This window comes from Sphingobium phenoxybenzoativorans, assembly GCF_001757355.1.
Lineage (GTDB): Bacteria > Pseudomonadota > Alphaproteobacteria > Sphingomonadales > Sphingomonadaceae > Sphingobium > Sphingobium phenoxybenzoativorans.
Genome location: NZ_MINO01000021.1, coordinates 1 through 24095, shown reverse-complemented (window position 1 = coordinate 24095; position 24095 = coordinate 1). Strand labels below are relative to the sequence as shown.

26 protein-coding genes are annotated in these 24095 nt (G+C 64.0%); 15 read left to right on the top strand and 11 right to left on the bottom strand.

The window, feature by feature from the left end; translation table 11 throughout:
* The first annotated feature begins 6 nt into the window (after positions 1-6).
* A complete protein-coding gene (locus BHQ40_RS12080) occupies positions 7-525 on the top strand; it encodes a phosphoribosyltransferase (RefSeq protein WP_070156161.1) in 519 nt (172 codons plus the stop codon).
* Between the two features lie 3 nt (positions 526-528).
* On the opposite strand, the gene BHQ40_RS12075 is transcribed toward BHQ40_RS12080, so the two are convergent.
* From BHQ40_RS12075 to BHQ40_RS12055, 5 genes are all read right to left on the bottom strand, one after another.
* Positions 529-1872, bottom strand: a complete 1344-nt coding sequence (locus tag BHQ40_RS12075; protein ID WP_070156160.1) for an NCS2 family permease — start codon at positions 1870-1872, stop codon at positions 529-531.
* Between the two features lie 110 nt (positions 1873-1982).
* Positions 1983-2468, bottom strand: a complete 486-nt coding sequence (locus tag BHQ40_RS12070) for a YbaK/EbsC family protein (RefSeq protein ID WP_070156159.1) — start codon at positions 2466-2468, stop codon at positions 1983-1985.
* A complete protein-coding gene (gene galE, locus BHQ40_RS12065) occupies positions 2465-3469 on the bottom strand; it encodes a UDP-glucose 4-epimerase GalE (protein ID WP_070156158.1) in 1005 nt (334 codons plus the stop codon). Before galE ends, BHQ40_RS12070 begins: the two co-directional genes overlap by 4 nt.
* Positions 3470-3538: 69 nt before the next feature.
* A complete protein-coding gene (locus BHQ40_RS12060; RefSeq protein ID WP_070156157.1) occupies positions 3539-5713 on the bottom strand; it encodes a 3-hydroxyacyl-CoA dehydrogenase NAD-binding domain-containing protein in 2175 nt (724 codons plus the stop codon).
* A 3-nt stretch (positions 5714-5716) separates the two neighbouring features.
* Positions 5717-6925 carry an acetyl-CoA C-acetyltransferase gene (locus BHQ40_RS12055; protein WP_070156156.1) on the bottom strand — a complete coding sequence of 403 codons (1209 nt, stop codon included), beginning with the start codon at positions 6923-6925 and terminating at the stop codon, positions 5717-5719.
* Between the two features lie 276 nt (positions 6926-7201).
* Here BHQ40_RS12055 and BHQ40_RS12050 point away from each other — a divergent pair, with 276 nt between their 5' ends.
* From BHQ40_RS12050 to BHQ40_RS12040, 3 genes are all read left to right on the top strand, one after another.
* Entirely contained in the window at positions 7202-8443 is a 1242-nt protein-coding gene (locus BHQ40_RS12050) for a YceI family protein (RefSeq protein WP_070156155.1), read from the top strand.
* 184 nt (positions 8444-8627) lie between these two features.
* The gene (gene folE / locus BHQ40_RS12045) at positions 8628-9191 is read left to right on the top strand and encodes a GTP cyclohydrolase I FolE (protein WP_070156154.1); all 564 of its coding nucleotides are present in this window, start codon (positions 8628-8630) and stop codon (positions 9189-9191) included.
* Positions 9192-9198: 7 nt separating this feature from the next.
* Positions 9199-10029 carry an SDR family oxidoreductase gene (locus BHQ40_RS12040; RefSeq protein ID WP_070156193.1) on the top strand — a complete coding sequence of 277 codons (831 nt, stop codon included), beginning with the start codon at positions 9199-9201 and terminating at the stop codon, positions 10027-10029.
* On the opposite strand, the gene hemW is transcribed toward BHQ40_RS12040, so the two are convergent.
* Positions 10016-11221 (bottom strand): radical SAM family heme chaperone HemW, encoded by a 1206-nt coding sequence (gene hemW / locus BHQ40_RS12035; RefSeq protein WP_070156153.1) that lies wholly within the window; start codon positions 11219-11221, stop codon positions 10016-10018. The genes BHQ40_RS12040 and hemW overlap by 14 nt on opposite strands.
* Between hemW and BHQ40_RS12030 the strand changes: the two genes are divergently transcribed.
* Positions 11220-11822, top strand: coding sequence for a CAP domain-containing protein (locus BHQ40_RS12030; protein WP_083276877.1), 603 nt, complete (start codon positions 11220-11222; stop codon positions 11820-11822). The two genes, hemW and BHQ40_RS12030, sit on opposite strands and share 2 nt — an antisense overlap.
* A gap of 105 nt (positions 11823-11927) precedes the next feature.
* On the opposite strand, the gene rdgB is transcribed toward BHQ40_RS12030, so the two are convergent.
* Both rdgB and rph read right to left on the bottom strand, forming a co-directional pair.
* A complete protein-coding gene (rdgB, locus tag BHQ40_RS12025; RefSeq protein WP_070156152.1) occupies positions 11928-12557 on the bottom strand; it encodes an RdgB/HAM1 family non-canonical purine NTP pyrophosphatase in 630 nt (209 codons plus the stop codon).
* A 119-nt stretch (positions 12558-12676) separates the two neighbouring features.
* Entirely contained in the window at positions 12677-13393 is a 717-nt protein-coding gene (rph, locus tag BHQ40_RS12020) for a ribonuclease PH (RefSeq protein ID WP_070156151.1), read from the bottom strand.
* A gap of 173 nt (positions 13394-13566) precedes the next feature.
* On the opposite strand from rph, the gene BHQ40_RS12015 reads away from it, so the two are divergent.
* The 8 genes from BHQ40_RS12015 (at position 13567) to BHQ40_RS11980 (ending at position 19071) form a co-directional block, all read left to right on the top strand.
* A complete protein-coding gene (locus BHQ40_RS12015) occupies positions 13567-14064 on the top strand; it encodes a DUF6438 domain-containing protein (protein ID WP_070156150.1) in 498 nt (165 codons plus the stop codon).
* 35 nt (positions 14065-14099) lie between these two features.
* A complete protein-coding gene (locus BHQ40_RS12010) occupies positions 14100-14303 on the top strand; it encodes a hypothetical protein (RefSeq protein ID WP_070156149.1) in 204 nt (67 codons plus the stop codon).
* Positions 14304-14346: 43 nt separating this feature from the next.
* Positions 14347-15390, top strand: coding sequence for a heat-inducible transcriptional repressor HrcA (gene hrcA, locus BHQ40_RS12005; RefSeq protein ID WP_070156148.1), 1044 nt, complete (start codon positions 14347-14349; stop codon positions 15388-15390).
* Complete coding sequence (gene grpE, locus BHQ40_RS12000; RefSeq protein ID WP_070156147.1) at positions 15387-15950, top strand: nucleotide exchange factor GrpE; 564 nt, start codon at positions 15387-15389, stop codon at positions 15948-15950. Before hrcA ends, grpE begins: the two co-directional genes overlap by 4 nt.
* Positions 15951-16179: 229 nt before the next feature.
* Positions 16180-16806, top strand: coding sequence for a PadR family transcriptional regulator (locus BHQ40_RS11995; RefSeq protein ID WP_253183346.1), 627 nt, complete (start codon positions 16180-16182; stop codon positions 16804-16806).
* Entirely contained in the window at positions 16806-17087 is a 282-nt protein-coding gene (locus BHQ40_RS11990) for a DUF2218 domain-containing protein (protein WP_070156145.1), read from the top strand. Before BHQ40_RS11995 ends, BHQ40_RS11990 begins: the two co-directional genes overlap by 1 nt.
* A gap of 146 nt (positions 17088-17233) precedes the next feature.
* Positions 17234-17854, top strand: a complete 621-nt coding sequence (locus tag BHQ40_RS11985) for a hypothetical protein (protein WP_070156144.1) — start codon at positions 17234-17236, stop codon at positions 17852-17854.
* Between the two features lie 128 nt (positions 17855-17982).
* Positions 17983-19071, top strand: a complete 1089-nt coding sequence (locus BHQ40_RS11980) for a fatty acid desaturase family protein (RefSeq protein WP_083276876.1) — start codon at positions 17983-17985, stop codon at positions 19069-19071.
* 90 nt (positions 19072-19161) lie between these two features.
* Here BHQ40_RS11980 and BHQ40_RS11975 read toward each other — a convergent pair whose 3' ends face one another.
* Positions 19162-19626, bottom strand: coding sequence for a vgr related protein (locus tag BHQ40_RS11975; protein WP_253183345.1), 465 nt, complete (start codon positions 19624-19626; stop codon positions 19162-19164).
* 108 nt (positions 19627-19734) lie between these two features.
* Positions 19735-20241: a copper chaperone PCu(A)C gene (locus BHQ40_RS11970; RefSeq protein WP_070156142.1), complete on the bottom strand. Its 507-nt coding sequence runs from the start codon at positions 20239-20241 to the stop codon at positions 19735-19737.
* Between the two features lie 172 nt (positions 20242-20413).
* Here BHQ40_RS11970 and dnaK point away from each other — a divergent pair, with 172 nt between their 5' ends.
* Together dnaK and dnaJ are read left to right on the top strand one after the other, a co-directional pair.
* Positions 20414-22327 carry a molecular chaperone DnaK gene (gene dnaK / locus BHQ40_RS11965; RefSeq protein ID WP_070156141.1) on the top strand — a complete coding sequence of 638 codons (1914 nt, stop codon included), beginning with the start codon at positions 20414-20416 and terminating at the stop codon, positions 22325-22327.
* Positions 22328-22392: 65 nt separating this feature from the next.
* Positions 22393-23529, top strand: coding sequence for a molecular chaperone DnaJ (gene dnaJ, locus BHQ40_RS11960; RefSeq protein ID WP_070156140.1), 1137 nt, complete (start codon positions 22393-22395; stop codon positions 23527-23529).
* Between the two features lie 158 nt (positions 23530-23687).
* Here dnaJ and BHQ40_RS26180 read toward each other — a convergent pair.
* Positions 23688-24095 (bottom strand): hypothetical protein (locus BHQ40_RS26180; RefSeq protein ID WP_216094879.1); only part of this gene is annotated, 408 nt, incomplete at its 5' end.

Sequence of the window (24095 nt, the reverse complement as noted above, 5' to 3'; positions counted from 1 at the left end):
CGACAGATGAGTTCCCTAGGCAAGCCGAAGCTCCATCCCATTCCCCATGAGGAATTTCTGAAGGACATAGAAACGCTGGCTGCCGGGATAGAGCAAGATTCCTGGCGGCCGGACTTTGTGGTCGGCATTGGCAGGGGCGGGCTGGTCCCCGCAGTCTATCTGTCCCACCGCTTGAACCTGCCGATGCTTTCTATCGATCATTCGGCGGGCTTGCCGGCTTTCGGCGCGGATATGGTGGGAGGCATAGCCGGTAGGAGCGGCGCCGGTCAGAAATTCCTGTTTGTCGACGATATCAACGACAGCGGCGCGACCATTGCGCATTTCCGTTCTGCGCTGGGTGGGGATGGCAATGTGCGGTTCGCCGTCCTGATATCCAATCGAACATCGCGGGCGGCGGTGGATTATCAGGCGCAGGCAATAGACCGGACAGAAGACAAGCGCTGGTTCGTTTTTCCCTGGGAAGCAGTGGGTGAGACGGAAACGATCATGGAGGAGGCGCAATCGCTTCCCGAACGGCTGGCTTGAGGGTCAGCCCGCAGCCATATAAGCGAACCGGACGATAAACAGGGCGGTCAGCAGCAACAGCAGCCAGTCGGCCCGCCTTATCCGCCCCCGCATCACCTTCAGCACCGCATGCGCGATGAGGCCGAAGGCCAGACCATTGGCGATTGAGAAGGTCAGCGGGATCAGCGCCACGGTCAGAAAGGCCGGTATGGCGATTTCAGGATCATCCCATTCCACCTCCGCCAGCGGAGTCATCATCAGACCGCCCACCAGGATCAGCGCAGGCGCGGTGGCGGCGATGGGGATGAGCTGGGCGTAGGGCGCAACCAGCATGGTCGCCAGGAACAGCAGGCCAGTGACGATCGCCGTCAGGCCGGTGCGCCCGCCGGCCTGCACGCCCGCGGCGCTTTCCACATAGGAGGTGACGGTGCTCGTTCCCGCAACCGCGCCAACCATCGTGGCGGTCGCATCGGTCAGCAATATGGGTTTCAGCCGGGGGATATGGCCATCCGGCCCGATCAGCCCGGCGCGTTTTGACACGGCGACCAGCGTGCCGAGATTGTCGAACAGGTCCACAAACAGGAATACGAACAGTATTTCGAACAGGCCCAGCCCATGCTTGCCGCCAATGCCGAATACGCCCGCCAGATCGAGCTGGAATGCCGTACCCGTGAGCGCCGTCAGGGAATATGGCTCGACCTTCATCTCGACCATGCCGGTTGCCCAGCCGAGCGCTGCTGTCGCGAGGATGCCGATCAGCATGGCCCCGCGTATTTTCCACACGCTGAGTATTGCGATCAGCAACAGGCCGAACAGCGCCAGGCCGACCGCGGGGGTGCGCAAGTCGCCCAGGCCGACCGATGTCGCTGGATTGCTGACGACGATCCCGGCATTGCGCAGCCCGATGAAGCCAAGAAACAGGCCGATGCCGCCAGCCACTGCGGCGAACAGATGCAGGGGAATGGTGGTGACGATCAACTGGCGTATGCCCGCCAATGTCAGGAGCAGGAAAGCGACGCCGGAGAGAAAGACGCAGCCAAGCGCCACCGGCCAGGGCACGCCCATCTGCTGCACGACAGTAAAGCTGAAATAGGCGTTGAGACCCATGCCCGGAGCGAGCGCCAAGGGCGTGTTTGCGGCAAAGCCCATCAGAATGCTGGCAAATGCCGCAGCGAAGCAGGTGGCGGCGGCGACGGCCGCAGGAGGCATGCCGGCCTGTCCGAGAATGGCGGGATTGACCAGCACGATATAGGCCATGGTCAGGAAGGTCGTGACCCCGGCCAGAACTTCCGTCCGCACCGTCGTACCGCGTTCGACAAGCGCGAAGCGGCGATCGAGCGCACTTCGCAAGCCACCGGCACGGATCATCAAACACCCCCTTGGTCGATATCGTCCCCGCCCCGTGGCATTTCTGACCGATGCCCGATCATCAGCCTATCAGGCGCGCTTCCGATTGCAATGTGGCTGGTGGCAAGAGCTTATCCGGCGTCGCCGCCGGCCGGAGGCAGCGTGCAGACGTCCACCCATTGCGCATTGGTGATTTCCGCCAGCCGGTCCGGCGTGACTTCGACCGATGCGGTGCGCGATCCGGCCGCCGGGAAAACCGAAGTGAAGGCGCGGAGCGAGATATCGCAATAAACGGGCAGGGGCGTCGCGAGGCCGAACGGGCAAACGCCGCCGACCGGATGCCCGGTAAGCGCCATCACCGTGTCCGCATCGAGCATCCGGGGCTTGCCGCCCAGCGCATCCCGCGTCTTGCGATTGTCCAGACGGGTGTCGCCCCGCGCCACGACCAGCAGGGTTTCGTCCCCGACCTTCAGGGAGAGGGTCTTGGCGATCCGGGCGGGTTCGACCCCCAGCGCCATCGCTGCTTCGGCGACGGTGGCGGTGCTTGCGCCCTGATCGATGATGGCCAGTTCCGGGGCCGAGCGCGCCAGAAAGCTTTGAACCGACTCCAGGCTCATGCGCCGCGCATCTCGCCCAGTTTCCGTTCCCAGGCGAGCGCGTGGGAAACGATGGTGTTCAGGTCCGCATGCTGCGGTTTCCACGGGAAGCGGGCCATGATTGCCCGATTGTCCGATATCAGCGCATCGGGATCGCCAGCGCGCCGCGCCTCAAGGCGGCGGTCGACGGTCATGTTCGTCACCCGGTCCACCGCGTCGAGCACCTCCAGCACGGAAAAGCCCCGGCCATAGCCGCAATTGAGCGTATGGCTGCGGGTCGGGTCAGCGATCAGGGCCTCCAGCGCCAGCACATGCGCGTTGGCGAGATCGGAAACATGGATATAGTCGCGGACGCCGGTCCCGTCGGGCGTGTCATAGTCCGTGCCGAACACGGAGACATGGCTCCGTTTGCCAAGGGCGGCCTCCACGGCGACCTTGATGAGATGCGTGGCCCCGGCGGTGGACTGGCCGGAGCGTCCCTGCGGATCAGCGCCGGCGACGTTGAAGTAACGCAGCGCGCAATAGGTGAAGGGATGCGCCTTCGCCACATCCTCCAGCATGATTTCCGTCATCAGCTTCGACATGCCGTAGGGGTTGATCGGCCGCTTGGGCGTATCCTCCCGCACCGGGCTTTCCTCCGGGATGCCATAGGTCGCGGCGGTGGAGGAAAAGATGAAATGGGGTACGCCGCAACGCACGGCGCTTTCGATCAGCGCGCGGCTACGCACCGTGTTGTTGTGATAATATTTGAGCGGGTCGGACACGGATTCCGGCACCACAACCGATCCGGCGAAGTGCATGATCGCGCCGACGCCATGATCGCGCAGCAGCTTTTCGACCAGCGGCTGATCGGCGATATCGCCCTCGACGAACGGCACGTCCTGCGGCACCGCCCAGCGGAAGCCGGTGACCAGATTGTCGATGACGACCACCGGCCATCCGGCATCCTGCAGCGCGAGAACCGCGTGGCTGCCGATATAGCCCGCTCCGCCGGTTACCAGCACAGTCGGTTTGTTACCCATCCGTTTCCAACTCCTTGCCAGCGCCGCGATAGTGCAGCGCAGCATCGATTGGCAAGGAATTGGAGGGGGTCAGGCCGCCTTTTGCACCGCTTCGTCATAGAATGAGACGGTGCGCGCCGCCATGTCGCGCAGTTGCTGCGTCGGAGCGAAACGGTCTCCATGCGCTTGCGCAAGCCGATCGAGCACCTTCACAACATGCGCGATGCCCACCGTATCCATATGGCTGAACGGTCCCCCGGTGGATGGCGCAAAGCCCCAGCCGAACACCGCGCCGACGTCTCCGTCCTCCGGCGTCTCCAGCACGCCTTCCTCAAAGCAGCGCGCGCATTCGATGAGCTGGCGGTAGAGAAGGCGCTCGCGCACGTCCTCGACCGAAGGCTGGGCGGCGGCGGGCGGGAACTGATCGGCGAGGCCGGGCCAAAGCAGTTTCTTTCCGTCATCAGGATAGTCGTAATAGCCCTTGCCATTCTTGCGGCCCATACGGCCGAGTTCGACCATCTTCGCCATGACATCATCGGACGCCTGATGTTTGTAGGCGTCTCCCAGATCGGCCTTCGCCGCCTTCATGACCTTATAGCCAAGCTCGATAGACACCTCGTCGGAAACGGCGAGAGGGCCAACCGGCATGCCGAGCTGCTTGCCGGCATTTTCGATGAGTGCGGGAGTCACGCCTTCCGCGATCAGTTCGGCGCCCTCCTGCACATAGGTTCCAAAGCAGCGCGAGGTGTAGAAGCCGCGGCTATCATGCACGACGATGGGCGTCTTTTTGATCTGGGCGACGTAATCCAGTGCCTTGGCAATGGCTTGCGGACCGGTCTTTTCACCGACGATAATCTCCACCAGCGGCATTTTTTCGACCGGCGAGAAGAAATGCACGCCGATGAAATTTTCCGGCTTCGACCAGGCCTGCGCAAGCCCCGTGATGGGCAGGGTTGAGGTGTTGGAGCCGAAGATGGTGTCCGCGCCCAGTACGGCCTCCGTCTTGTGCGTGGCGTCCGCCTTGATGGCGCGATCCTCGAACACGGCCTCGATCACGAAGTCTGCGCCCGCAAGGTCTGCAAAATCCGCCGTGGGAGTGATGCGGGCGAGGGTGGTGGCCAGCTTCTCCGGCGTCATGCCCTTGCCCAGACGCTTCGACAGAACGCTTTCGGCGTGCGCCTTGCCCTTTTCGGCAGAAGCCATGTCCCGGTCCAGCAGAACCACATCGATCCCCGCCTGCGCCGAGACAGTGGCGATGCCCGCGCCCATCATGCCTGCTCCCAGCATGGCGAGCTTTATGGTCGGAGCTTTCGCCTCGCCCTTGGGTCTCCGCGCGCCGCGTTCGGCCGCCTGCTTGTTGACGAACAGGGTGCGGATCATATTGCGCGCCTGCGGGTCGACAACGACCTTCGCGAAATATTTGCTTTCGATGCGGATGGCGCGATCGAAAGGTAGCAACGCGCCTTCATAGACCGCCGAAAGCAAGGCGATGGGCGCATTCATGGTGCGCTGGGTCTGCTTCATCGTCATCGGCACCGCGCCGATGAAGGTCTGGATGAAGGCGGGGTTGAAGCCGCCTGCGCCGCCGGGGAATTTGAAATCCTTCTTGTCCCACGGCTGGATGCTGGCATCGGGGTTCGCCTTCAGCCATGCCTTGGCCGCGTCCGTGGTGGTGCCCTGGGGAACGACCGCATCGACGACCTTCAGCATCGCCGCCTCAGCCGGGCGAAAGAGCTTGCCCTGAAGCATATAGATCAGTGCGGTCTGGACGCCGGTGATGCGCGGCAGGCGCTGGCTGCCGCCACCGCCGGGGAACAGGCCGATCATGATTTCCGGCAGGCCGAGCTGGGTCTTGGCGCTGTCGCCGACGACGCGATAATGGCAGGCGAGCGCCAGTTCGAAACCGCCGCCGACGCAGGTGCCTTCAATGGCGCAGGCCACGGGCTTGCCGCAGGTTTCCAGGCGGCGGAACAGGGCGTTCAGCACGAACACCTTGTCGAACACGGTCGCCATGTCCATCTTGCCGTCGGGACCGGGGGCCAGCATGGCGGGCAAGGCTTTGAGGTCCATGCCGCCCATGAAGCCGCTGTCCTTGCCGGATCGGATGACCGCGCCCTTGATCGCCTCTTCGCCCGCAATCCGGTCGATGGCGGCCGAGAGGTCCGCGATAAATTCAGGGCCAATGACGTTCATCGACTGGCCGGGCACGTCGATGGTGAGGGTGGCGATGCCGTCTGCGTCGGTTTCGAACTGGATGGTGGTCATGGCTCAAACCCTCTCGATAATCGCGCCGGTGCCCATGCCCGCGCCGATGCACAGATTGACGAGGGCGGTGCCCTTGCCGCTGCGTTCCAGTTCCTCAAGCGCGATGCCCAGGATCATCGCGCCGGTCGCGCCGAGCGGATGCCCCATCGCGATCGCGCCGCCATTCACGTTGACGTCCGCATGGTTGAGGTCGAGCGCCTGCATATAGCGCAGGACGACGGCGGCGAATGCCTCGTTCAATTCCCACAGGTCGATGTCGGTCTTGCTCATGCCGGATTTCTTGAGCAGCTTGCCTGCGACGAACTCCGGGCCGGTCAGCATGATGGTCGGTTCCGACCCGATCGAGGCCATCGCCTTGATCCGGGCGCGGGGTTTCAGGCCATATTTCTCACCCATCGCCTTGTTGCCGATGAGGATGGCGGCGGCGCCATCGACGATGCCGGAGCTGTTGCCCGCATGATGGACATGGTTGATCCGCTCGATTTCCGGATATTTCAGCAGGGCCACCGCATCGAAGCCCGGCATATCCTCGCCAAGCGCGGTGAATGCCGGTTTCAGCGAGGCAAGCGACTGCATGTCCGCGTCCGGGCGCATATGTTCGTCATGGTCGAGCGCGACGAGGCCGATGACGTCCTTCACCGGGACGACCGAGCGGGCGAAGCGCCCCTCCTTCCAGGCATGAGCGGCGCGCTTCTGGCTTTCGACCGAATATGCGTCGACGTCCGTGCGGGAAAAGCCGAACTTGGTGGCGATCAGGTCCGCGCCGATGCCCTGGGGCGCGAAATAGGTTTTCCAGTTGACGGCGGGGTCCATGGCCAGCGCGCCGCCGTCCGACCCCATGGGCACGCGGCTCATCGATTCCACGCCGCCGCCAATGGCGAAATCCGCTTCGCCGGAGATGACCTTGGCCGCGGCGAGGTTCACGGCCTCCAGCCCCGACGCGCAGAAGCGGTTGATCTGCATGCCTGCCGTGGTTTCGGCATAGTCGGCATTCAGCACAGCCGCGCGACCAATGACTGCGCCCTGTTCGCCGACGGGCGTCACGCAGCCCAATATCACATCGTCCACATCGGCGGTGTCGATGGCGGTGCGGTCTCGCACGGCTTCCAGCATCTGCGTCGCAAGCTGGATCGGGGTGATGTCGTGCAGCGAACCGTCCTTCTTGCCCCGCCCACGGGGCGTGCGAACGGCGTCGTAGATGAAGGCTTCCATGGCCTGGTCTCTCCATTTCGCGCCCTGGCGAAAGCAGCGCGTCTGCGGCCAATGTGCGCGGGCGGGACGAAAGTGCAAGAGGGCGCGCAAAGGCCGCAGCCCGGCAAACAAGGCGGGATGCGCGCGAGGCAGGCGTTGCCGTAGCGACAGCGGCTGACGCTATTTTGCAAAAATATTTTTTGCGAATGCGCGAACGCTGTGTTTCCCTTGCTCATGCTGTTCAAGGCGAAGCCCAGCCGCTAGGAGTCGCCACCGAAACAGCATCGGGGACGCAGCATGGAAAGATATAGCCGGATCGCCATTATCCTGCACTGGACGATCGCGGCTTTGCTTGCGTTCCAGATATCCCTGGGTTGGGGCCTTGAGGAAGCGGGCGCGCGGGGTTTCGCTGCGTTTCAGTTGCACAAGTCGATCGGCATCAGCATCCTGGTCCTGACGCTGGCGCGCATCGCGGTGCGATATTGGAAGCCGAGGCCCGCGCCGATGGAAGGCGGCCTGACCGGCGCTCTCGCCAAGGCTGTGCATCTGGGCCTGTATGTTTTTATGCTGGGCGGTCCGCTGACGGGATGGGCGCTGGTGTCCACCGCCAAGGTGACGGTGCCGACGCTGATATTCGGCACTATCCCCTTGCCGCACCTGCCGCTGCCGCATGGCGTGCATGAGGCTGCGGAGAATGCGCATGGACTGATCGCCTGGATCGGCATTGCCCTGTTCCTGCTGCATGTGGCGGGCGCGCTGCGGCATCATGTGCTGATGCGGGATGGCCTTATCTACCGGATGGTGCCTGCGCGATCGCTGGGCATGATGCTGGCGCTGATCGCGGCGATCCCGGCGGGGCTGTTCCTGGGTAAAGCGATTTTGCCGAAGGGCGTGGCGGCATCCGCCCCCGCAGCCGTGGCGGACAATGCCGCCGAGGCGGTGGATATGGCGGAGGCCAATGCCTCTGACGCGGCTGCGGGCAATATTGTCGAAGCCGTGGCGGACAATGCCGCCCAAGCCGCGGAGGAAGCGCCCGCGGGACCGCCACCGGTATGGACTGTCCAGCCGGGCGGCAAGATCGGTTTCTCCGTGACCAATGACAGCGATACCATAGCCGGAGGCTTTTCACGCTGGACCGCCGACATAGTGATGGACCCTGACCATCCCGAAACGGCCTCCATCTCGGTCGATATCGACCTGGCGAGCGCCAGCGTCGGAGACCCGACGCAGACGAGCATGCTGGCGGGTGACGAATTTTTCGGCGTCGCGGCGCACCCAAGAGCCAAGTTCGTGGCCAAGGGCGCGGAGAAGACGGGAGCCAATAGCTATCGTGCGAAGGGAACCCTGACTCTGAAGGGCGTGTCCAAGCCGCAGGCGATACGCTTCACCCTCTCAGGAACCGGGCTGAAACGCAAAGTCGAGGGGACGGGAACGATCGCGCGGGCTGCGTTCGGCGTCGGCAATGGTGACAGCAGCGGGGGGCTGGCCCCCAATGTTTCGCTGACCTTCGCATTCGATGCTGCGGGAAAATTGCCCTGACGCATACCGGACAGATTGCGTTCCGCTGATTTGTAATCAGGCGTCTTTCATAGCTGTTATGCCCGCCACGCACTGGCTATTGCCGGTTTTGCACCCCATATGGGCCGGGAAACGGTAAAAAGAGGATGAGCTATTGAGTGATCCGGCCTTGGGAGACGGCAGTCAGGTTTCTTCACCGGAAAAGATGGCGGTGCCCGACGATGTTGCGGAAGCCATCCGCACCCTGATCCGCTGGTCCGGCGACGACCCCAGCAGGGAAGGGCTGATCGACACGCCGAAGCGGGTTGCGCGGGCGTGGAAGGAATATTGCCGGGGCTATGCCGAGGACCCCGCTTATCATCTGTCCCGCATCTTCCACGAAGTGGGCGGCTATGACGAGATCGTGCTGCTGAAGGACATCCCGTTCCAGTCGCACTGCGAGCATCATATGGCGCCGATCACCGGCCACGCCCATATCGCCTATCTGCCCGGCGATTATGTGGTCGGGATTTCCAAGCTGGCGCGCGTGCTGCACGCCTTCGCCCAGCGGTTGCAGGTCCAGGAACGGCTGACGGCCGAGGTTGCCGATTGCATCTGGGAAAATCTGAAGCCACAAGGGGTGGCGGTGGTCATAGAGGCGACCCATGGCTGCATGACGGGGCGCGGCGTGCGTACGCCAGGCGTCATCATGAAGACCAGCCGGATGATGGGCGCGTTCCGGGATGACGAGAAAAGCCGGAAGGAAGTTCTCAAACTGATGGGTGTATGAGCGGCGCGTGAGTGAAGATGGGGGCACATATCGTCCGCTCCGTGCGCCAGCCGCGCAGGAGGTGACTTCCGGTCTGCCGGTTTCGGGAAGGCGTTTGGCGCTGATCACCGGAGGGCACAGGCGGCTGGGCGGCATCATTGCCGCCGCTCTTGCGAAGGCCGGCTTCACCCTTGCCATCCATGGCAGCCACGACACGCTGCTGGATGGCGGAATGGCGCAGTTGTTTGAGGAGAACAACACGGCCTGGCAGGGCTTTGTCGCGGATTTCACCAATCTGGAGGCGGCCGACGAACTGATCGCCAACGTGTCCTCGGCCTTTGGCCGCCCGCCGGACCTGCTGGTCAACAGCGCCGCGATCTTCGGGCAGGACAGGCTGGAAAATGTCACGCCCGACACGCTGATGCAGCATTATGCCGTGAATTGCGCCGCACCGACGCTGCTGACCAAGGCGTTCGCCATGGTGCCCGCCGGGCCGACGGATCGCTGCATCGTCAACATCCTGGATCAGCGGATCGCGCAGCCGCATGGCGACCAGCTATCCTATACGCTGTCCAAGATGGCGCTGGCCGGACTGACGCAGGTGGCCGCGCGGGAACTTGCCCCGCAAATCCGCGTCAACGGGGTGGCCCCCGGCCTGACGATCGCGACGCCCGATTATTCGGACGATCAGATGCAGGATCTGGCGAAGGCCATGCCGCTTGGCCGCCTGCCGCTGGCGGAGCAGATTGCGGAGGCCGTGCTGTATCTGGCCAATGCGACAGCAGTGACGGGGCAGGTGCTGTATGTGGACGGCGGCGCCCATATGCAGAGCTATACGCGGGACTTCATGCACCTGTAGACCGGCCGTCCGCCACAACGATCTCCGGCAGGATGGCGTCCAGCAGGAGCATCCCGGCGGAGGTGACGCGCAGGCGGCCGCCATCGTCTTTCAGCAGGCCCAGCGCGCCTAACTGGCCGATCGCCTGCACATCGACAAGCTGCGCCTTCGTCATTCCGGTTTGTTCGCCGATTTTTTCCAGATCGACTCCTTCGCGCAGGCGCAGTCCCATCAGCAGCGCTTCGGCAGCGCGGTCGGAGGCGGACAGCGACTCCTCGCTTTTTAGTCCGTGACCGTTGCGGGCAACGGCATCGATCCAGTTTTCCGGCTTGCGGTGGCGCAGGGCGGCCATTGCATCACGGCGGCCGTGCGCGCCGGGGCCTATCCCCACATAGTCGCCATATCGCCAATAGGTGAGGTTGTGACGGCTTTCCTGCCCGGCGCGCGCGTGGTTGCTGATTTCATAGGCGGGCAGGCCAGCGCCCTCCATCATGGCCTGGGTCAGTTCAAACAGCGTCGCGGCATGATCAGGGTCCGCCGGGATGAAGTCTTTCCGGCGCACCATGGTTTCGAAACGGGTGCCCGGCTCTATGGTCAGTTGATAGAGCGAGAGGTGGCCGGTGCCGAAACCGAGAGCGCGCGCCAGCTCCGCCGCCCACTCGGCTTCGCTCTGGCCGGGGCGGGCATAGATCAGGTCGAAGGTGACGCGGCCGAACGTCGCCTGCGCCAGATCGAGCGCGGCAAGGGCCTCCTCCACGTCATGGGTGCGGCCGAGAAAGCGTAGCGCCTGATTATCCAGCGCCTGCAGGCCGAGCGACACGCGATTGACGCCCGCGGACGCCAGATCAGCGAAACGCGCCGCCTCGACCGAGCTTGGATTGGCCTCCAGCGTGATCTCTATGTCCGGCGCGAAACCCCAGTGCCGTTCCGCCGCCTGGATAAGCGCGGCGGCCGTTTGCGGGGGCATGAGCGAGGGCGTGCCGCCGCCGAAGAAGATCGAGGACAAGCGGCGGCCCGGCGTGAGCGCGGCCTCATGCGCCATGTCCGCCAGCAGGGCGCTTTGCCATGCCGCCTGGTCCACACTGTCGCGCACATGGCTGTTGAAGTCGCAATAGGGGCATTTGGAGACGCAGAAAGGCCAATGAATATAGAGCGCTAAAGGCGCTGCGGTTCGGCCGCTGTTCATCGGGGCTAGGGTAGGGGCTTCGGCCATGACGGGCGGATTCCTTAAGCGCATTTCGAAATATTGGCCAACATTCTTGGCGCTCGCCGTTTTTCCCGCGCAGGCGCAGACGGATTTGCAGCGCGATGTCCGGGACCGCTGGTACAATCCGGACAAGCCGCAGCCGCGCGGCGAGGGATTGTTGAAATATCATATGCTGACGGCCCACAACCGGGCGCGGGCGGCGGCGGACGTGCCGCCGCTTGTCTGGGATCAGGCGTTGGCGAACGAAGCGGGCGCCTATGCCCGCGTGCTGGCGCGGAGCCGGACGTTCAAGCATAGCAGCAAGGCGCAGCGGTCGAAGCCGCAGGGCGAGAATCTGTGGATGGGGTCCCAAGGCGGCTTCACCTATGCCGAGATGGCGGCGAGCTGGGTGAATGAGAAGCGCTATTACCGCCCCCGCGCCGTGTTGCCGGACATCAGCTCGACCGGCGACTGGCGCGACGTGGGGCATTATACGCAGGTGATCTGGCGCAGCACGACGGCGGTGGGCTGCGGCCTCGCCTCCAATGGCGATGATGATTATCTGGTCTGCCGCTATTCACCGCCGGGCAATGTCTTTGGCCAGAACGCCACGGCCGGGAAGCCCTAGGACGGCGCGCCCCAAATCCAATCGTTCGCCCTGGGCGAAGTCTAAGGGTCCTGCCTCGCTCCGCCTGAATTGGAGGCCGGGTGGATTGGCTTTATAGGCTCCGCGCTAAAATGCCGCCGCGACCAGCTTGGCGAAGGCGTCGGCGCGATGGCTCATGGCGTGCTTGGCGTCCGGGTCCATCTCGCCGAAGCTGATGTCATGGCCGATGGGCTGGAATATGGGATCATAACCGAAGCCCTTGTCACCGCGCGGGGGCCAGACGAGCGTGCCGTCGACCCGGCCCTCGAACACCTCGACATGGCCGTCCGGCCAGGCAAGGGCGAGGGCGCAGACGAAATGGGCGTCATGCCCGGCATCCGGTCCCTTCGCCTCCACTGCTTCATGAACCAGACGCATGGCAAGGCCGAAATCCTTGTCCGGCCCGGCCCAGCGGGCGGAGAAGATGCCGGGATCGCCGCCCAATGCCTCAACGCATAGCCCGCTGTCGTCGGCGAGAGCGGGCAGGCCGGACAGATCGGCGGCCTGCATCGCCTTCAACTCCGCATTGGCGACGAAGGTCGTGCCGGTTTCTTCCGGTTCGGGCAGGTCAAGCGCGGCGGCGGACACCGGCTCTATCCCATAGGGGCCGAGCAGCGCCTGTATCTCCCGCACCTTGCCGGCATTGTGACTGGCGATGACCAGCTTGCCGGGCTTCAGCTTGCGGATTGCCTGCTCGTTACCGGCATTGTCTGTCATGTTTGTTATCCTACCCTTGTTGTGCTCCTGCGAACGCAGGGGCCTAGAGTGCGCAATCACTGCCGATGACCCTGGGCTCCTGCTTTCGCAGGAGCCCTATATTTGACGATGGCCGCCGACTAACGTCCCGTCGCCTTGTCCTGCGCCGCGAAAATCTGGGTGCAGCCGATACGGGCAAGGCGCAGGAGGCGGAGAAGTTCCTCCTCGTCGAATGTCGCGCCTTCGGCGGTCGCCTGAACCTCGGCGAACTTGCCGTCGCCGGTCAGGATCAGGTTGGCGTCGGCCTCCGCATTCGAATCCTCGTCATAGTCGAGGTCGAGGACGGGCGTGCCCTTGTAGATGCCGCAACTGATCGCCGCGACCTTCTGCAGGATCGGGTCCTCCTTGATCGCGCCGGAGGCGAGCAGCTTGTCGACGGCGATGCGCATCGCGACCCATGCGCCGGAAATCGACGCGGTGCGGGTGCCGCCATCGGCCTGGATAACGTCGCAGTCGAGGGTGATCTGACGCTCGCCCAGCTTCTTCATGTCCATGACCGAGCGCAGGGAGCGGCCGATGAGGCGCTGGATTTCCTGGGTGCGGCCGGACTGCTTGCCCTTGGCCGCCTCGCGCTGGCCGCGGGTGTGGGTGGCGCGGGGCAGCATGCCATATTCCGCCGTGACCCAGCCTTCGCCCTTGCCGCGCATGAAGGGCGGCACCCGCTCCTCGACCGAGGCAGTGACGAGCACGCGCGTCTGGCCGAAGCTGACGAGGCAGCAGCCCTCCGCATGGACAGTGAAATCAGGCTCCATATGGATGGTGCGCATTTGGTCGGGGGCGCGGCCGGATGGGCGCATAGATATTTACTCCAGTTAAACTGGCGGGGGCTTAGCGCCGTCAGTGGCGTCTTGCCAGTGGGCCTTGAGAAAAAGGCGGCGAAGGAAGTAGAGGGCCGATGAGCTAAGGCCCGTCGAGTTAAGGCTTGATACAGGGGCCGCGCCGGACAAGGCGGGTGGAGCAGGAGATCAGCATGACAAAAATGATGGCGGCGGGTTTGGCTATGCTGATCCTTTCGGGATGCGCGACCGCGCCGAAGGCCGATAAGCCGGTCGCGAAGGCGGACACCATCCGGTTTTCCGCCGGTCCCTGCTTTGGCGTCTGCCCGGTTTACAGCGTCACGGTGAACCCCAACGGGTCGGGCGTGCTGATCCCGCAGAGGAATACCTCCGTTCCGGGCGAGACCCGTTTCGCCGTCACCCCGCTGCAATATAAGCGCCTGCGTGACGCCTTTGCGCCTTTCCGGCCGCTGACCGGCAAGCAGAAGCGGATCGCGCAGGGCGAGAATTGCCAGCGCGCCGCGACGGACATGCCCGGTTACGAGATTGTGTGGACCCGCGCCGGACAGGACAAGACGGAGCTGGATTTCTATTCCGGCTGTTTCGATGCGCGCTACGCGAAGCTGCGGGAGGCGGTGCGGGCCGTCCCGAAGATCCTGGACATCGAAAAGATGCTGAAGGCCGGAAAATAGCCTAATCATGGCCCAAGCATGTTAAGGAGGGCGTGATGGCGATTGTGAAGCGGCTGTGCCGGATTTTGGGAATGGTCTGCCTGCTGACGGGGCTGTTGTGGATCGGGCAGGGGCTTGGCCTTGTCCACTGGCCGGAGAGCAGCTTCATGATCGACGCCCGTCCCTGGGCATGGCGCGGCGCCGGTCTGGCCCTGCTGGGGCTGGGCATGCTCTTTCTGTCCCGGAAGATCGGGCGATAAGGGCGGATTGAGTGATCGGCCATTGCCCCCTACATGAGCATTGATGTCCGTCACGCCGATCACCGAACTTAACAGCCGCGCCCGCGATATTTTCCGCGTTGTGGTGGAAAGCTATCTGGGCACCGGCGCGCCGGTGGGGTCGCGTACGATCAGCAAGCTTGCCGGATTGAACCTGTCGCCGGCCTCCATCCGCAACGTGATGCAGGATCTGGAGGAGCTTGGCCTGCTCGCCGCGCCGCACACCTCGGCGGGGCGGATGCCGACGGAAAGCGGATTGCGCCTGTTCGTCGACGGGATGATGCAGACGGCGGAGCCTTCGGCCGAGGACCGGCGGGCGATCGAGGCGCGGCTGTCGGATGGTGGGCCGATCGAGGAGGCCTTGTCCGCGGCGACGCTGGCGCTGTCCGGCCTGTCGGCCTGTGCGGGTATCGTCATGGTGCCCAAGCGCGAACCGGTGATGCGGCAGTTCGGCTTCGTGCCTTTGTCCCGCAATCAGGCGCTCGCCGTGCTGGTGGGCGAGGACGGGTCAGTGGAAAACCGGGTGGTGGACCTGCCCGACAATGTGACGCCCTCCGCGCTCAATGAGGCGGCGAATTATATGTCGGCGCGGCTGTCCGGCCTGACGCTGGGCGAGGCGCGGCTGCGGTTGCGCGCGGAACTGGACGCCGACCGCGCGGCTATCAATGGCGCGGCGCGGGAGCTGGTCGAGCGCGGAATCGCCATCTGGTCATCGGACATGGAAAACCGGCCGGTGTTGATCGTGCGGGGGCAGGCGAACCTGATCGACGAGACCGCTTCGGCCGATCTGGAGCGGGTGCGGCAATTGCTGGATGAACTGGAGGGCAAGCAGGAAATTTCCCGCCTGCTGGAAAGCGCGCTGGCCGGAACCGCCACCAAAATCTTCATCGGTTCGGAAAACAAGCTCTTTTCTCTTTCGGGTTCCTCCGTCATAGCCGCCCCTTACCGTGGGGGTGACGGCCGGGTATTGGGGGTGGTCGGCGTGATCGGCCCCACGCGCTTGAACTATGCCCGCGTGATACCCATGGTGGATTTCACTGCACAGACCCTGTCGAGACTGATGAGATGAGCGAAGATAATAAAGACATCCACAACGACCAGCCCGACGCCGTGATCGATGACGCGGCGGAAGTTTCGGAGACCGATACGGCGCTGAACGAGCTGGAAAGCAAGCTGACTGCGCTGGAAAATGAACTGGCGACCGCCAAGCAGGACGTGCTCTACGCCCATGCCGATACGCAGAATGTGCGGCGGCGGCTGGAGAAGGAATTGCAGGACGCACGGGCCTATGCCGCGACGGCCTTTGCGCGCGACATGCTCTCGGTGGCGGACAATCTGTCCCGCGCCCTGGCGGCGATCCCGGCGGAAATGCGCGACGATGACAAGATGAAGGGCCTGGTCATCGGCCTGGAGGCGACCGGCCGCGAGCTGGAAAGCACGTTCCGCAAGAATGGCATTGAGAAGATCGAGGCGCTGGACCAGATACTCGACCCCAACAAGCATCAGGCCATGGTCGAAATCCCGTCAGACAAGGCGCCCGGCACGATCGTCCAGGAGATGCAGGCCGGCTATATGATCAAGGACCGGCTGCTGCGCCCGGCGATGGTCGGGGTTGCAAAAGCGCCCTGAATGCGACTAGGAACGCGACGGTGTTCCGCTTTTTTTGAACGACGCGAACGGCGGCTATCCCCATGGATTGCCGCCGTTTTTATTGCGTTTGGCGCGTGCGGGGCGCAAAATGCTATTGCATAGCAAAAGCATCATTGAAAATATCTAAGATATATCTTGAACATTCTACGACAAGATATATCTAAGCTGCATCATGAAACATATTGGAAAGAGACTCATGCGATTTCATATGCACGGCCACAGACATGGCCACGGATTTACCCATGAGGCGGGGCGGGAGCGCGGATGCGCCCCGGACGGCTTCGGGCGCGGTTTTGGTAGGGGCGGCTTCGGCGGCGGACGTCATGGCCATGGCGGCGGCTTTGGAGGCGGAGGGCCTTTTGGCAGGGGCCGCCGCCGGGTGTTCGACGCGGGCGAGCTGAAGCTGGTGCTGCTCAAACTGATCGATGACGAGCCGCGACACGGATATGACCTGATCCGCGGGATCGAGGCGCTGAGCGGCGGGACCTATGCGCCCAGCCCCGGCGTCGTCTATCCGACGCTGACCCTGCTGTCCGACATGGGACTGGCGGAGGAGCAGCCCGGAGAGGGCACGCGCAAGCTGTTCGCCATTACGGACGCGGGCAAGGCGCATCTGCTGGAAAATCGCGATGCGGCGCTGGAGGCGATGAGCCGGCTGGAGACGCTGGCGAAGATGAGCGAGCGCACCGACGGCGCGCCGATCCGCCGCGCGATGGAAAATCTGAAGATGGCCCTGCGCGGACGCCTTGAAAAGGAAGGCGCGGATGCCGACACCATGCTGGAGGTCGCCGCCCTGATCGACGAGGCGGCCGCCAAGATCGAAAGGCTGAAATGATGGCGACCACCACTGCAAGCGTGCCGACGGACAGCGGCAGCCGTTATTTGCAGCAATTGTGCAAGCATTGGGGCCACAAGTTCGACGTCACCTTCGACGCGCAGCGCGGCACCGTGGCCTTGCCGCAAGCGCTGACGACGATGGTGGCGGAGGCGGGAAGCCTTCGCGTCACGATCGATGCGGAGGACCCGGCGGTGCTGGACCGGATGAAGGGCGTGGTCGCCGAACATCTTGACCGCTTCGCCTTCAAGGAAGCGCCGCTGGCGTTCGACTGGAAATAAAGCGGTTCCGGCGGGCGGCGTCCGGCCATACGGCAGCGCCGGACGCCTCCCTGACCATCTCCCCCGCAGATCGTCATTGTCATCGGCCATGGACAATGCCATGCGGCGTGCCAGTGGACGTGATTGCGTAGGGGGAGGCGCTTGCCATGACAGCCTTGTTATCCATCATGCTTGCAGGCGCGCTCGCGCCCGCCGCTCCCGTCGAGCCCAACACCTGGTTCACCAGCAAGGAGCATCCGAAAACGGCTCTCGCAGTCGCCGACCGGGGCTTCATCGCCTATATGATCGATGTCTCGCCCGATGGCGCGGCCATTCGCTGCGAGACGCAGGAGAATGGCGATCTTGACCGCAAGGTATGCGATATCGTCATGAAAAGCGCCCGTTTCCAGCCCGCCAAGGACGATCAGGGCAGGCCGGCGTTCGCCCGGCATGAGGGCGTGGCGAGCTTCCTGATGCCCGGCAATACTTCGCGGCGGCCCGACCGTTCGAAACTGGCCGTCGCGGTCGATGCATTGCCCGGCGGCGCAACAAGTCCGGCCTATGCCAGGGTTGCATTCCTGGTCGATGAAAGCGGCGCGATCAGCCATTGCGCGTCCATGGCCGGGGAGAGGCGGCGGTTCATGCAGACCGTCGAGGCCCTGGGACCGGCGGCGTGCGAGGCGCTGGCCAAGGATTACAAGCCTGCGCCGGCGCGGAACGCGGCGGGCGCGGCCGTGCCGTCAGTCCAGAGCGCGATGGTGCGTTTCGAGATGCCCAAGGCGCCCTGATCCGGCAGCCGATCCATTGGCCGAGCCATTCCCGATCCGCCGGAGGGCGCGTCCGTTCCTCGCCCAAATCTGCCTCATTCTCACCCCAAAGTTTGTTTAAACAGCCGTCAAACATTATGTAGGTCGGCATGTATTTCAGCGAACTCGACAGCGGCGCGGCGTCCGGGAAACCGGCGCTTCCGCCACGATCCTATGAGGATAAAGCGCTGCTGCGCGCGGCGGCGGCGCTCAATCAGGAATTGAGTCGCGCCAAGCCCGCAATCTACTGGACCGATATGTTGCTGTCGGCGGCGGTGGGTTATGCTGGGCTGTTCGTGGCGATGACCGCGCCCTCCGTGGGTGTGGCGATTGCGGGCGCGCTGGTGGCGATGCTGCTGCTCTATCGCGCGAGCAGCTTCATTCACGAGATTTCGCACCTGAAGCCGGACGCCGTGCCGGGATTTCATACCGTATGGAACCTGATCGCGGGCGTGCCGCTGATGATTCCGTCCTTCATGTATGAGGGCGTGCATACGCTGCATCACCATCGCGCGCGATATGGCACGGTGGACGATCCCGAATATCTGCCTCTCTCGCGCATGCGGACGGGAACGCTGGCGGTGTTCATGGCGGCGGCGGCACTGGCGCCGATCGGCTTCCTGATCCGGCACGCAGTGCTGGTGCCGCTGTCGCTGCTGTCGCCGCGCCTGCGCGGGGCGGTGATGGAGAAATATTCGGCGCTGGCGATCAATCCGCAGTTCCGCCGTCCCGCGCCGGACGCGAAACTCCGCCGGTCCTGGGCGCTGTGGGAGGGCGTGGCGAGCCTGTGGAGCATCGGCCTGATCGCGCTGGTCGCGGCGGGCGTGGTGCCGTTGCGCGCGTTCCTCGTCTATCTGGCGGTGCTTTCGGGCGCGATGATAGTCAACCAGGTGCGCACGCTGGTCGCGCATCTGTGGGAGAATGACGGCGAGGAGATGAGCATCACCGCGCAATATCTCGACAGCGTGAACGTGCCGCCGCCGGGATATCTGCCCGTGCTGTGGGCACCGGTGGGCCTGCGCTATCATGCGATCCACCATCTGCTGCCCGGACTCCCTTATCATGCGCTGGGTGAGGCGCACAGCCGGCTGATCGCGACCATGCCGGAGGGCACATCCTACCACCGGGCCAATTACCGCAGCCTGCGGGCGATGGTGATGCGGCTGGTGCGGGCCTCGATGGGGGCTGGGCGGGGCTGATATCATCGGCGTCATCCCGGCGTAGGCTGGGATTTCAGCCCGTGACGTGCAACCAAGCCTCACGAGATCCCAGCCTACGCTGGGATGACGTTAAGCCTTAAACGGCAGCACCGCTTCATAAGCCTCCAGTGGGGGCCTGTTCTTCAGCTTGACGCCCTGGCGCAGCAGGAAGGCGTGGCGGACGATTTCGGCCTGCTGCTCTATCCCATAGCGGGCGAAGGGCTTGCCCGGCTCCAGCGTGTAACTGTAGCGGCAGAAGGGGTGGCGCATCAGCGGGAGCCAGTATTTACCGCGATGCTGCGCCTGCCAGACATGGGTCATTTCGTGGATGAGCAGACCCTGATGCTCCATCGGACTTGCGCAGAAATCGTCGCAGAACAGCCCGTTCGCCGGGTGAAACCACAGGTCGCCGTCCGGAGCCATCGTCACGCGCCTGGGCTGGAGCGGCCACCATTTGCGGTTGTGAATGCGCACCGCGTCATAATCGATGGCGTCGCCGAAGATGGAGGCGGCGAGGGCGCGTTCGGCAGACGTGAGCGGGCGGGTGGTGTTCACCGGCATTCTATTAACCGTTCGTCCTGAGCTTGTCGAAGGACTGTCCTTCTCTAAGTCAAAGAAAGGGCAGGGCTTCGACAAGCTCAGCCCGAACGGAGGAGAAGAGAATTAATGCGCCGCGCCGCTCGCATTGCCTGCGTGACCCGATCCGCCTTCCTTCGCCGCAGGCGCGGGTTCGCCGGTTTTCTGGATCACCGCGTCGAACTGGATGCGGTCGCCGTTGGAAAAGAGAAAGGTCAGGGGAATCTTGCCCTGGGTCACGGCGTTCTGGTTGATGCGGAACAGCATGATATGCTTGCCGCCTGGTTCAAAGGCGACGGTCTGGCCGGCGGGAATGTCCACCTTGTCCACCGGCTTCATCGTCATCATGCCGCCCATCGCCATGCTTTCATGCATTTCGATCCGCTGCGCATAGTCGGACATCACGCCGCGCAGGGCCACGGGCGCGGGGCCGCCATGCACGACGAAATAGCCGGCCGAGGGCGAATCCGGGTTGGCGGACAGGCGCACCCACGCCTGATCGACGTAAAGCGGCGGCGGGTCGGCGCAGGCGGCGAGCAGCAGGGTCGACGCCAATAGCGCGCATGCCGCGGATATTCTGCTGAAAGCGCCCATTTCATCGACTCCAACTGTCTCGTTTCCGGTCGCCGGACTGCCTAATCATCATACATCCTTGTGCCAAGGAAAAGCGCGCCTATATCCAGACCCGAACGGTGACCGCGCCTGGCGCTCTTTGCGGGGCGGAGCCGTCAACCGCTGAACGCATTTGGGGTTAAACGAGGAAGAAATGGCAAAAGTTATCGGTATCGACCTGGGCACGACGAATAGCTGCATCGCAGTCATGGACGGCGGCAAACCCAAGGTTATCGAGAATGCGGAAGGCGCGCGCACGACGCCCTCCATCGTCGCCTTCGCGAAGGATGGCGAACGCCTGATCGGCCAGCCGGCCAAGCGCCAGGCCGTCACCAACCCGGAAAGCACGGTTTTCGCAGTGAAGCGCCTTATCGGCCGCCGCTTCGACGATCCGCTGACCAAGAAGGACATGGAGCTTGTCCCCTACAGCATCACCTCCGGCCCCAATGGCGACGCATGGGTGAAGGCTGGCGGCGAGGATTACAGCCCGTCGCAGATTTCCGCCTATATCCTGCAGAAGATGAAGGAGACCGCCGAGAGCTATCTGGGCGAGACCGTCACGCAGGCCGTCATCACCGTGCCCGCCTATTTCAACGACGCCCAGCGTCAGGCGACCAAGGATGCGGGCAAGATCGCCGGTCTTGAGGTGCTGCGCATCATCAACGAGCCGACCGCGGCTGCTCTTGCCTATGGCCTGGAGAAGCAGGACGGCAAGACCATCGCCGTATACGATCTTGGCGGCGGCACGTTCGACATTTCCGTGCTGGAGATTGGCGACGGCGTGTTCGAGGTGAAGTCGACCAATGGCGACACCTTCCTAGGCGGCGAGGATTTCGACGCCAAGGTCGTCGAGTTCCTGGCCGAGGACTTCAAGAAGGCCGAGGGCATTGACCTGACCAAGGACAAGCTGGCCCTGCAGCGCCTGAAGGAAGCGGCGGAGAAGGCGAAGATCGAGCTGTCGTCGGCGCAGACGACCGAGGTCAACCTGCCCTTCATCACCGCTGACCAGAACGGCCCGAAGCATCTGGTCAAGACGATCACGCGCTCCGACCTGGAGAAGCTGGTCGCCGACCTGATCAAGCGCACGATGGAGCCTTGCCGCAAGGCGCTGGCCGACGCCGGCGTGTCCGCGAGCGAGATCAGCGAAGTCGTGCTCGTCGGCGGCATGACCCGCATGCCCAAGGTGCGCGAGGCCGTGAAGGAATTCTTCGGCAAGGAGCCGCACACGGGCGTCAACCCTGACGAAGTCGTCGCCATGGGCGCGGCGATCCAGGCGGGCGTTCTGCAGGGCGACGTCAAGGACGTGCTGCTGCTGGACGTGACGCCGCTGTCGCTGGGCATCGAGACGCTGGGCGGCGTGTTCACCCGCATGATCGACCGCAACACGACGATCCCGGCCAAGAAGAGCCAAGTCTATTCGACCGCCGACGACAATCAGCAGGCGGTGACGATCCGCGTGTTCCAGGGCGAGCGCGAGATGGCGCTGGACAACAAGCTGCTTGGTCAGTTCGACCTGGTCGGCATCCCGCCCGCACCGCGCGGCGTGCCGCAGATCGAGGTCACGTTCGACATCGACGCCAACGGCATCGTCAACGTGTCGGCGCGCGACAAGGGCACCGGCAAGGAGCAGCAGATCAAGATCCAGGCCTCTGGCGGTCTGTCCGATGCGGACATCGACCAGATGGTGAAGGACGCCGAGCGCTTCGCCGACGAGGACAAGAAGAAGCGCGAAGGCGCCGAGGCGAAGAACAATGCCGAGAGCCTGATCCACACCACCGAGCGTCAGCTTGAGGAGCATGGCGACAAGGTTGACGAATCGCTGAAGTCGGAAATCGCCGCGGCGATCGCCGACACCAAGGCGGCCGTCGAGGGTGGCGACCCCGAAGCCATGAAGACCAAGGCGCAGGAACTCGCCACGGTCGCCATGAAGCTGGGTCAGGCGATTTACGAGAAGGAGCAGGCGCAGGCCGCTTCGCCCGCAGGCGAGGAAGCCGGTGAAACCAAGGCGGCCGACGATGATGTCGTCGACGCCGAATTCTCCGAAGTGGACGAAGACAACAAGGCGTAAGCTTAAGCCCTTTTCCCGCCATCTTTCTTTTTTAAGGGTGGCGGGACAAGCGGGCGGGGGCCTGAATGAACACCGAAATCGATTTTTATGAACTGCTGGAGGTGGAGCGCACGGCGGATGCCGGCACCATCAAGAGCGCGTACCGCCGGATGGCGATGAAATATCACCCGGACAAGACCGGGGGGTGCGCCGACAGCGAGGACAAGTTCAAGGCCGTCAGCGAGGCCTATGAATGCCTGAAAGACCCGCAGAAGCGCGCGGCCTATGACCGTTTCGGCCATGCCGCCTTCAAAAATGGCGGTGGCGGCGGACCGGGCGGCTTCGGCGCTGGCGGCGCGGGCGGCTTTTCCGATCTTGGCGATATTTTCGAGACGATATTCGGCCAGTCCGGTTTCGGCGGCGGCGGACGCCAGCAGGCGAACCGGCGCGGCGCGGACCTGCGCTACGACATGGAGATCACGCTGGAGGAAGCCTTTGCGGGCAAGTCCACCCAGATCGAGATCGAGGTTTCGGAAAATTGCGAGCCTTGCGATGGGACCGGCGCGCAGCCGGGCACCAAGGCCAAGGCGTGCATGACCTGCCGCGGCAGCGGGCAGGTGCGGGCGCAGCAGGGCTTCTTCGTCGTCGAGCGGACATGCCCGTCCTGCCATGGCGCGGGCCAGGTGATCGACAGCCCGTGCCGGTCATGCCGGGGCGAGGGGCGCGTCGACCAGCACAAGACGCTGGAGGTCAATATCCCCGCCGGCGTGGATGAGGGCAACCGCATCCGCCTGTCCGGCAAGGGCGAGGCGGGCGCGCGCGGCGCGCCGCCGGGCGACCTCTATATCTTCCTGCACATCAAGCGGCATCCGATCTTCGAGCGCGAGGGCAATGTCCTGCTGTGCCGCGCGCCCGTCAGCTTCACGACGGCGGCGCTGGGCGGCACGATCGAGGTGCCGGGGCTGGACAAGCAGGTCCACAAGATCGCGATCCCCGCGGGCATCCAGTCCGGCAAGCAATTGCGCCAGCGCGGCGCGGGCATGCCGGTGCTGAACAGCCGCGGCTTTGGCGACATGGTGATTCAGGTCGATGTTGAGACGCCGACCAAGCTGACATCGCGCCAGCGCGAATTGCTGGAAGCGTTCCGCGAGACCGAGACGGGCGACGAATGCCCGGCCTCCACCGGCTTCTTCAGCAAGCTGAAGGATATGTTCAGCGATTGATGGGGGATGCGGGGAGGACTTTTATTCTCCAATACCGTTCGCCCTGAGCTTGTCGAAGGGCTGTCCTTCTCTGCAGCGTTGAAAAATAAGGACAGGGCTTCGACAAGCTCAGCCGGAACGGAGTGGGCTAGAACAGCCCAGAGATGCTCCGCCTGCCTTCAGTGCCCGTCCGATGACCAATGCGGCGGGTCGGACAGGAGCTTTATCACGCCATAGCTCTTGCCAACCTTGTGGAGCGCGCGGTTGTCTCCGGTGCGGGGGGTGTCGAGGCTGACGCGGTTGCCTTCCGCATCCTTGATTTTGAGCGTTCCGGCCCAGGTGATCGTCATGTCGATCGCATTGCCCTCTATATGGCGAGAGGTGAGCGAGGGGAGGTAGACGATCGAGAACAGGTCGGCCATTTCCTGCGCGCCCCGGCGGGACTTGGCGGGGTCGCCATGGTCCCACACAATGTCGCAGGCGGGATTGCGGGGCACGTCGGCCGGCTCCATCTGCCCTTTCGCGATCATGAAGCAGTGATGCATCAGCCAGGCGCGCGTCTGGTTGCGGCGGGTGGCGCCGATGGT

Excerpts from the sequence above, each read along its gene's own strand:
- hemW (WP_070156153.1), bottom strand. The coding sequence starts at position 11,221 with ATGGCCGAAGCCCCTACCCTAGCCCCGATGAACAGCGGCCGAACCGCA.
- BHQ40_RS12015 (WP_070156150.1), top strand. The coding sequence starts at position 13,567 with ATGACAAAAATGATGGCGGCGGGTTTGGCTATGCTGATCCTTTCGGGA.
- BHQ40_RS12030 (WP_083276877.1), top strand. The coding sequence starts at position 11,220 with ATGACGGGCGGATTCCTTAAGCGCATTTCGAAATATTGGCCAACATTC.
- BHQ40_RS12010 (WP_070156149.1), top strand. The coding sequence starts at position 14,100 with ATGGCGATTGTGAAGCGGCTGTGCCGGATTTTGGGAATGGTCTGCCTG.
- rph (WP_070156151.1), bottom strand. The coding sequence starts at position 13,393 with ATGCGCCCATCCGGCCGCGCCCCCGACCAAATGCGCACCATCCATATG.
- BHQ40_RS12055 (WP_070156156.1), bottom strand. The coding sequence starts at position 6,925 with ATGGAAGCCTTCATCTACGACGCCGTTCGCACGCCCCGTGGGCGGGGC.
- BHQ40_RS12080 (WP_070156161.1), top strand. The coding sequence starts at position 7 with ATGAGTTCCCTAGGCAAGCCGAAGCTCCATCCCATTCCCCATGAGGAA.
- BHQ40_RS11985 (WP_070156144.1), top strand. The coding sequence starts at position 17,234 with ATGACAGCCTTGTTATCCATCATGCTTGCAGGCGCGCTCGCGCCCGCC.
- BHQ40_RS12070 (WP_070156159.1), bottom strand. The coding sequence starts at position 2,468 with ATGAGCCTGGAGTCGGTTCAAAGCTTTCTGGCGCGCTCGGCCCCGGAA.
- hrcA (WP_070156148.1), top strand. The coding sequence starts at position 14,347 with ATGTCCGTCACGCCGATCACCGAACTTAACAGCCGCGCCCGCGATATT.
- rdgB (WP_070156152.1), bottom strand. The coding sequence starts at position 12,557 with ATGACAGACAATGCCGGTAACGAGCAGGCAATCCGCAAGCTGAAGCCC.
- dnaK (WP_070156141.1), top strand. The coding sequence starts at position 20,414 with ATGGCAAAAGTTATCGGTATCGACCTGGGCACGACGAATAGCTGCATC.
- BHQ40_RS12075 (WP_070156160.1), bottom strand. The coding sequence starts at position 1,872 with ATGATCCGTGCCGGTGGCTTGCGAAGTGCGCTCGATCGCCGCTTCGCG.
- BHQ40_RS11970 (WP_070156142.1), bottom strand. The coding sequence starts at position 20,241 with ATGGGCGCTTTCAGCAGAATATCCGCGGCATGCGCGCTATTGGCGTCG.
- BHQ40_RS11980 (WP_083276876.1), top strand. The coding sequence starts at position 17,983 with ATGTATTTCAGCGAACTCGACAGCGGCGCGGCGTCCGGGAAACCGGCG.
- galE (WP_070156158.1), bottom strand. The coding sequence starts at position 3,469 with ATGGGTAACAAACCGACTGTGCTGGTAACCGGCGGAGCGGGCTATATC.
- dnaJ (WP_070156140.1), top strand. The coding sequence starts at position 22,393 with ATGAACACCGAAATCGATTTTTATGAACTGCTGGAGGTGGAGCGCACG.
- folE (WP_070156154.1), top strand. The coding sequence starts at position 8,628 with ATGGCGGTGCCCGACGATGTTGCGGAAGCCATCCGCACCCTGATCCGC.
- BHQ40_RS12060 (WP_070156157.1), bottom strand. The coding sequence starts at position 5,713 with ATGACCACCATCCAGTTCGAAACCGACGCAGACGGCATCGCCACCCTC.
- BHQ40_RS12050 (WP_070156155.1), top strand. The coding sequence starts at position 7,202 with ATGGAAAGATATAGCCGGATCGCCATTATCCTGCACTGGACGATCGCG.
- BHQ40_RS11990 (WP_070156145.1), top strand. The coding sequence starts at position 16,806 with ATGGCGACCACCACTGCAAGCGTGCCGACGGACAGCGGCAGCCGTTAT.
- BHQ40_RS11995 (WP_253183346.1), top strand. The coding sequence starts at position 16,180 with ATGCACGGCCACAGACATGGCCACGGATTTACCCATGAGGCGGGGCGG.
- grpE (WP_070156147.1), top strand. The coding sequence starts at position 15,387 with ATGAGCGAAGATAATAAAGACATCCACAACGACCAGCCCGACGCCGTG.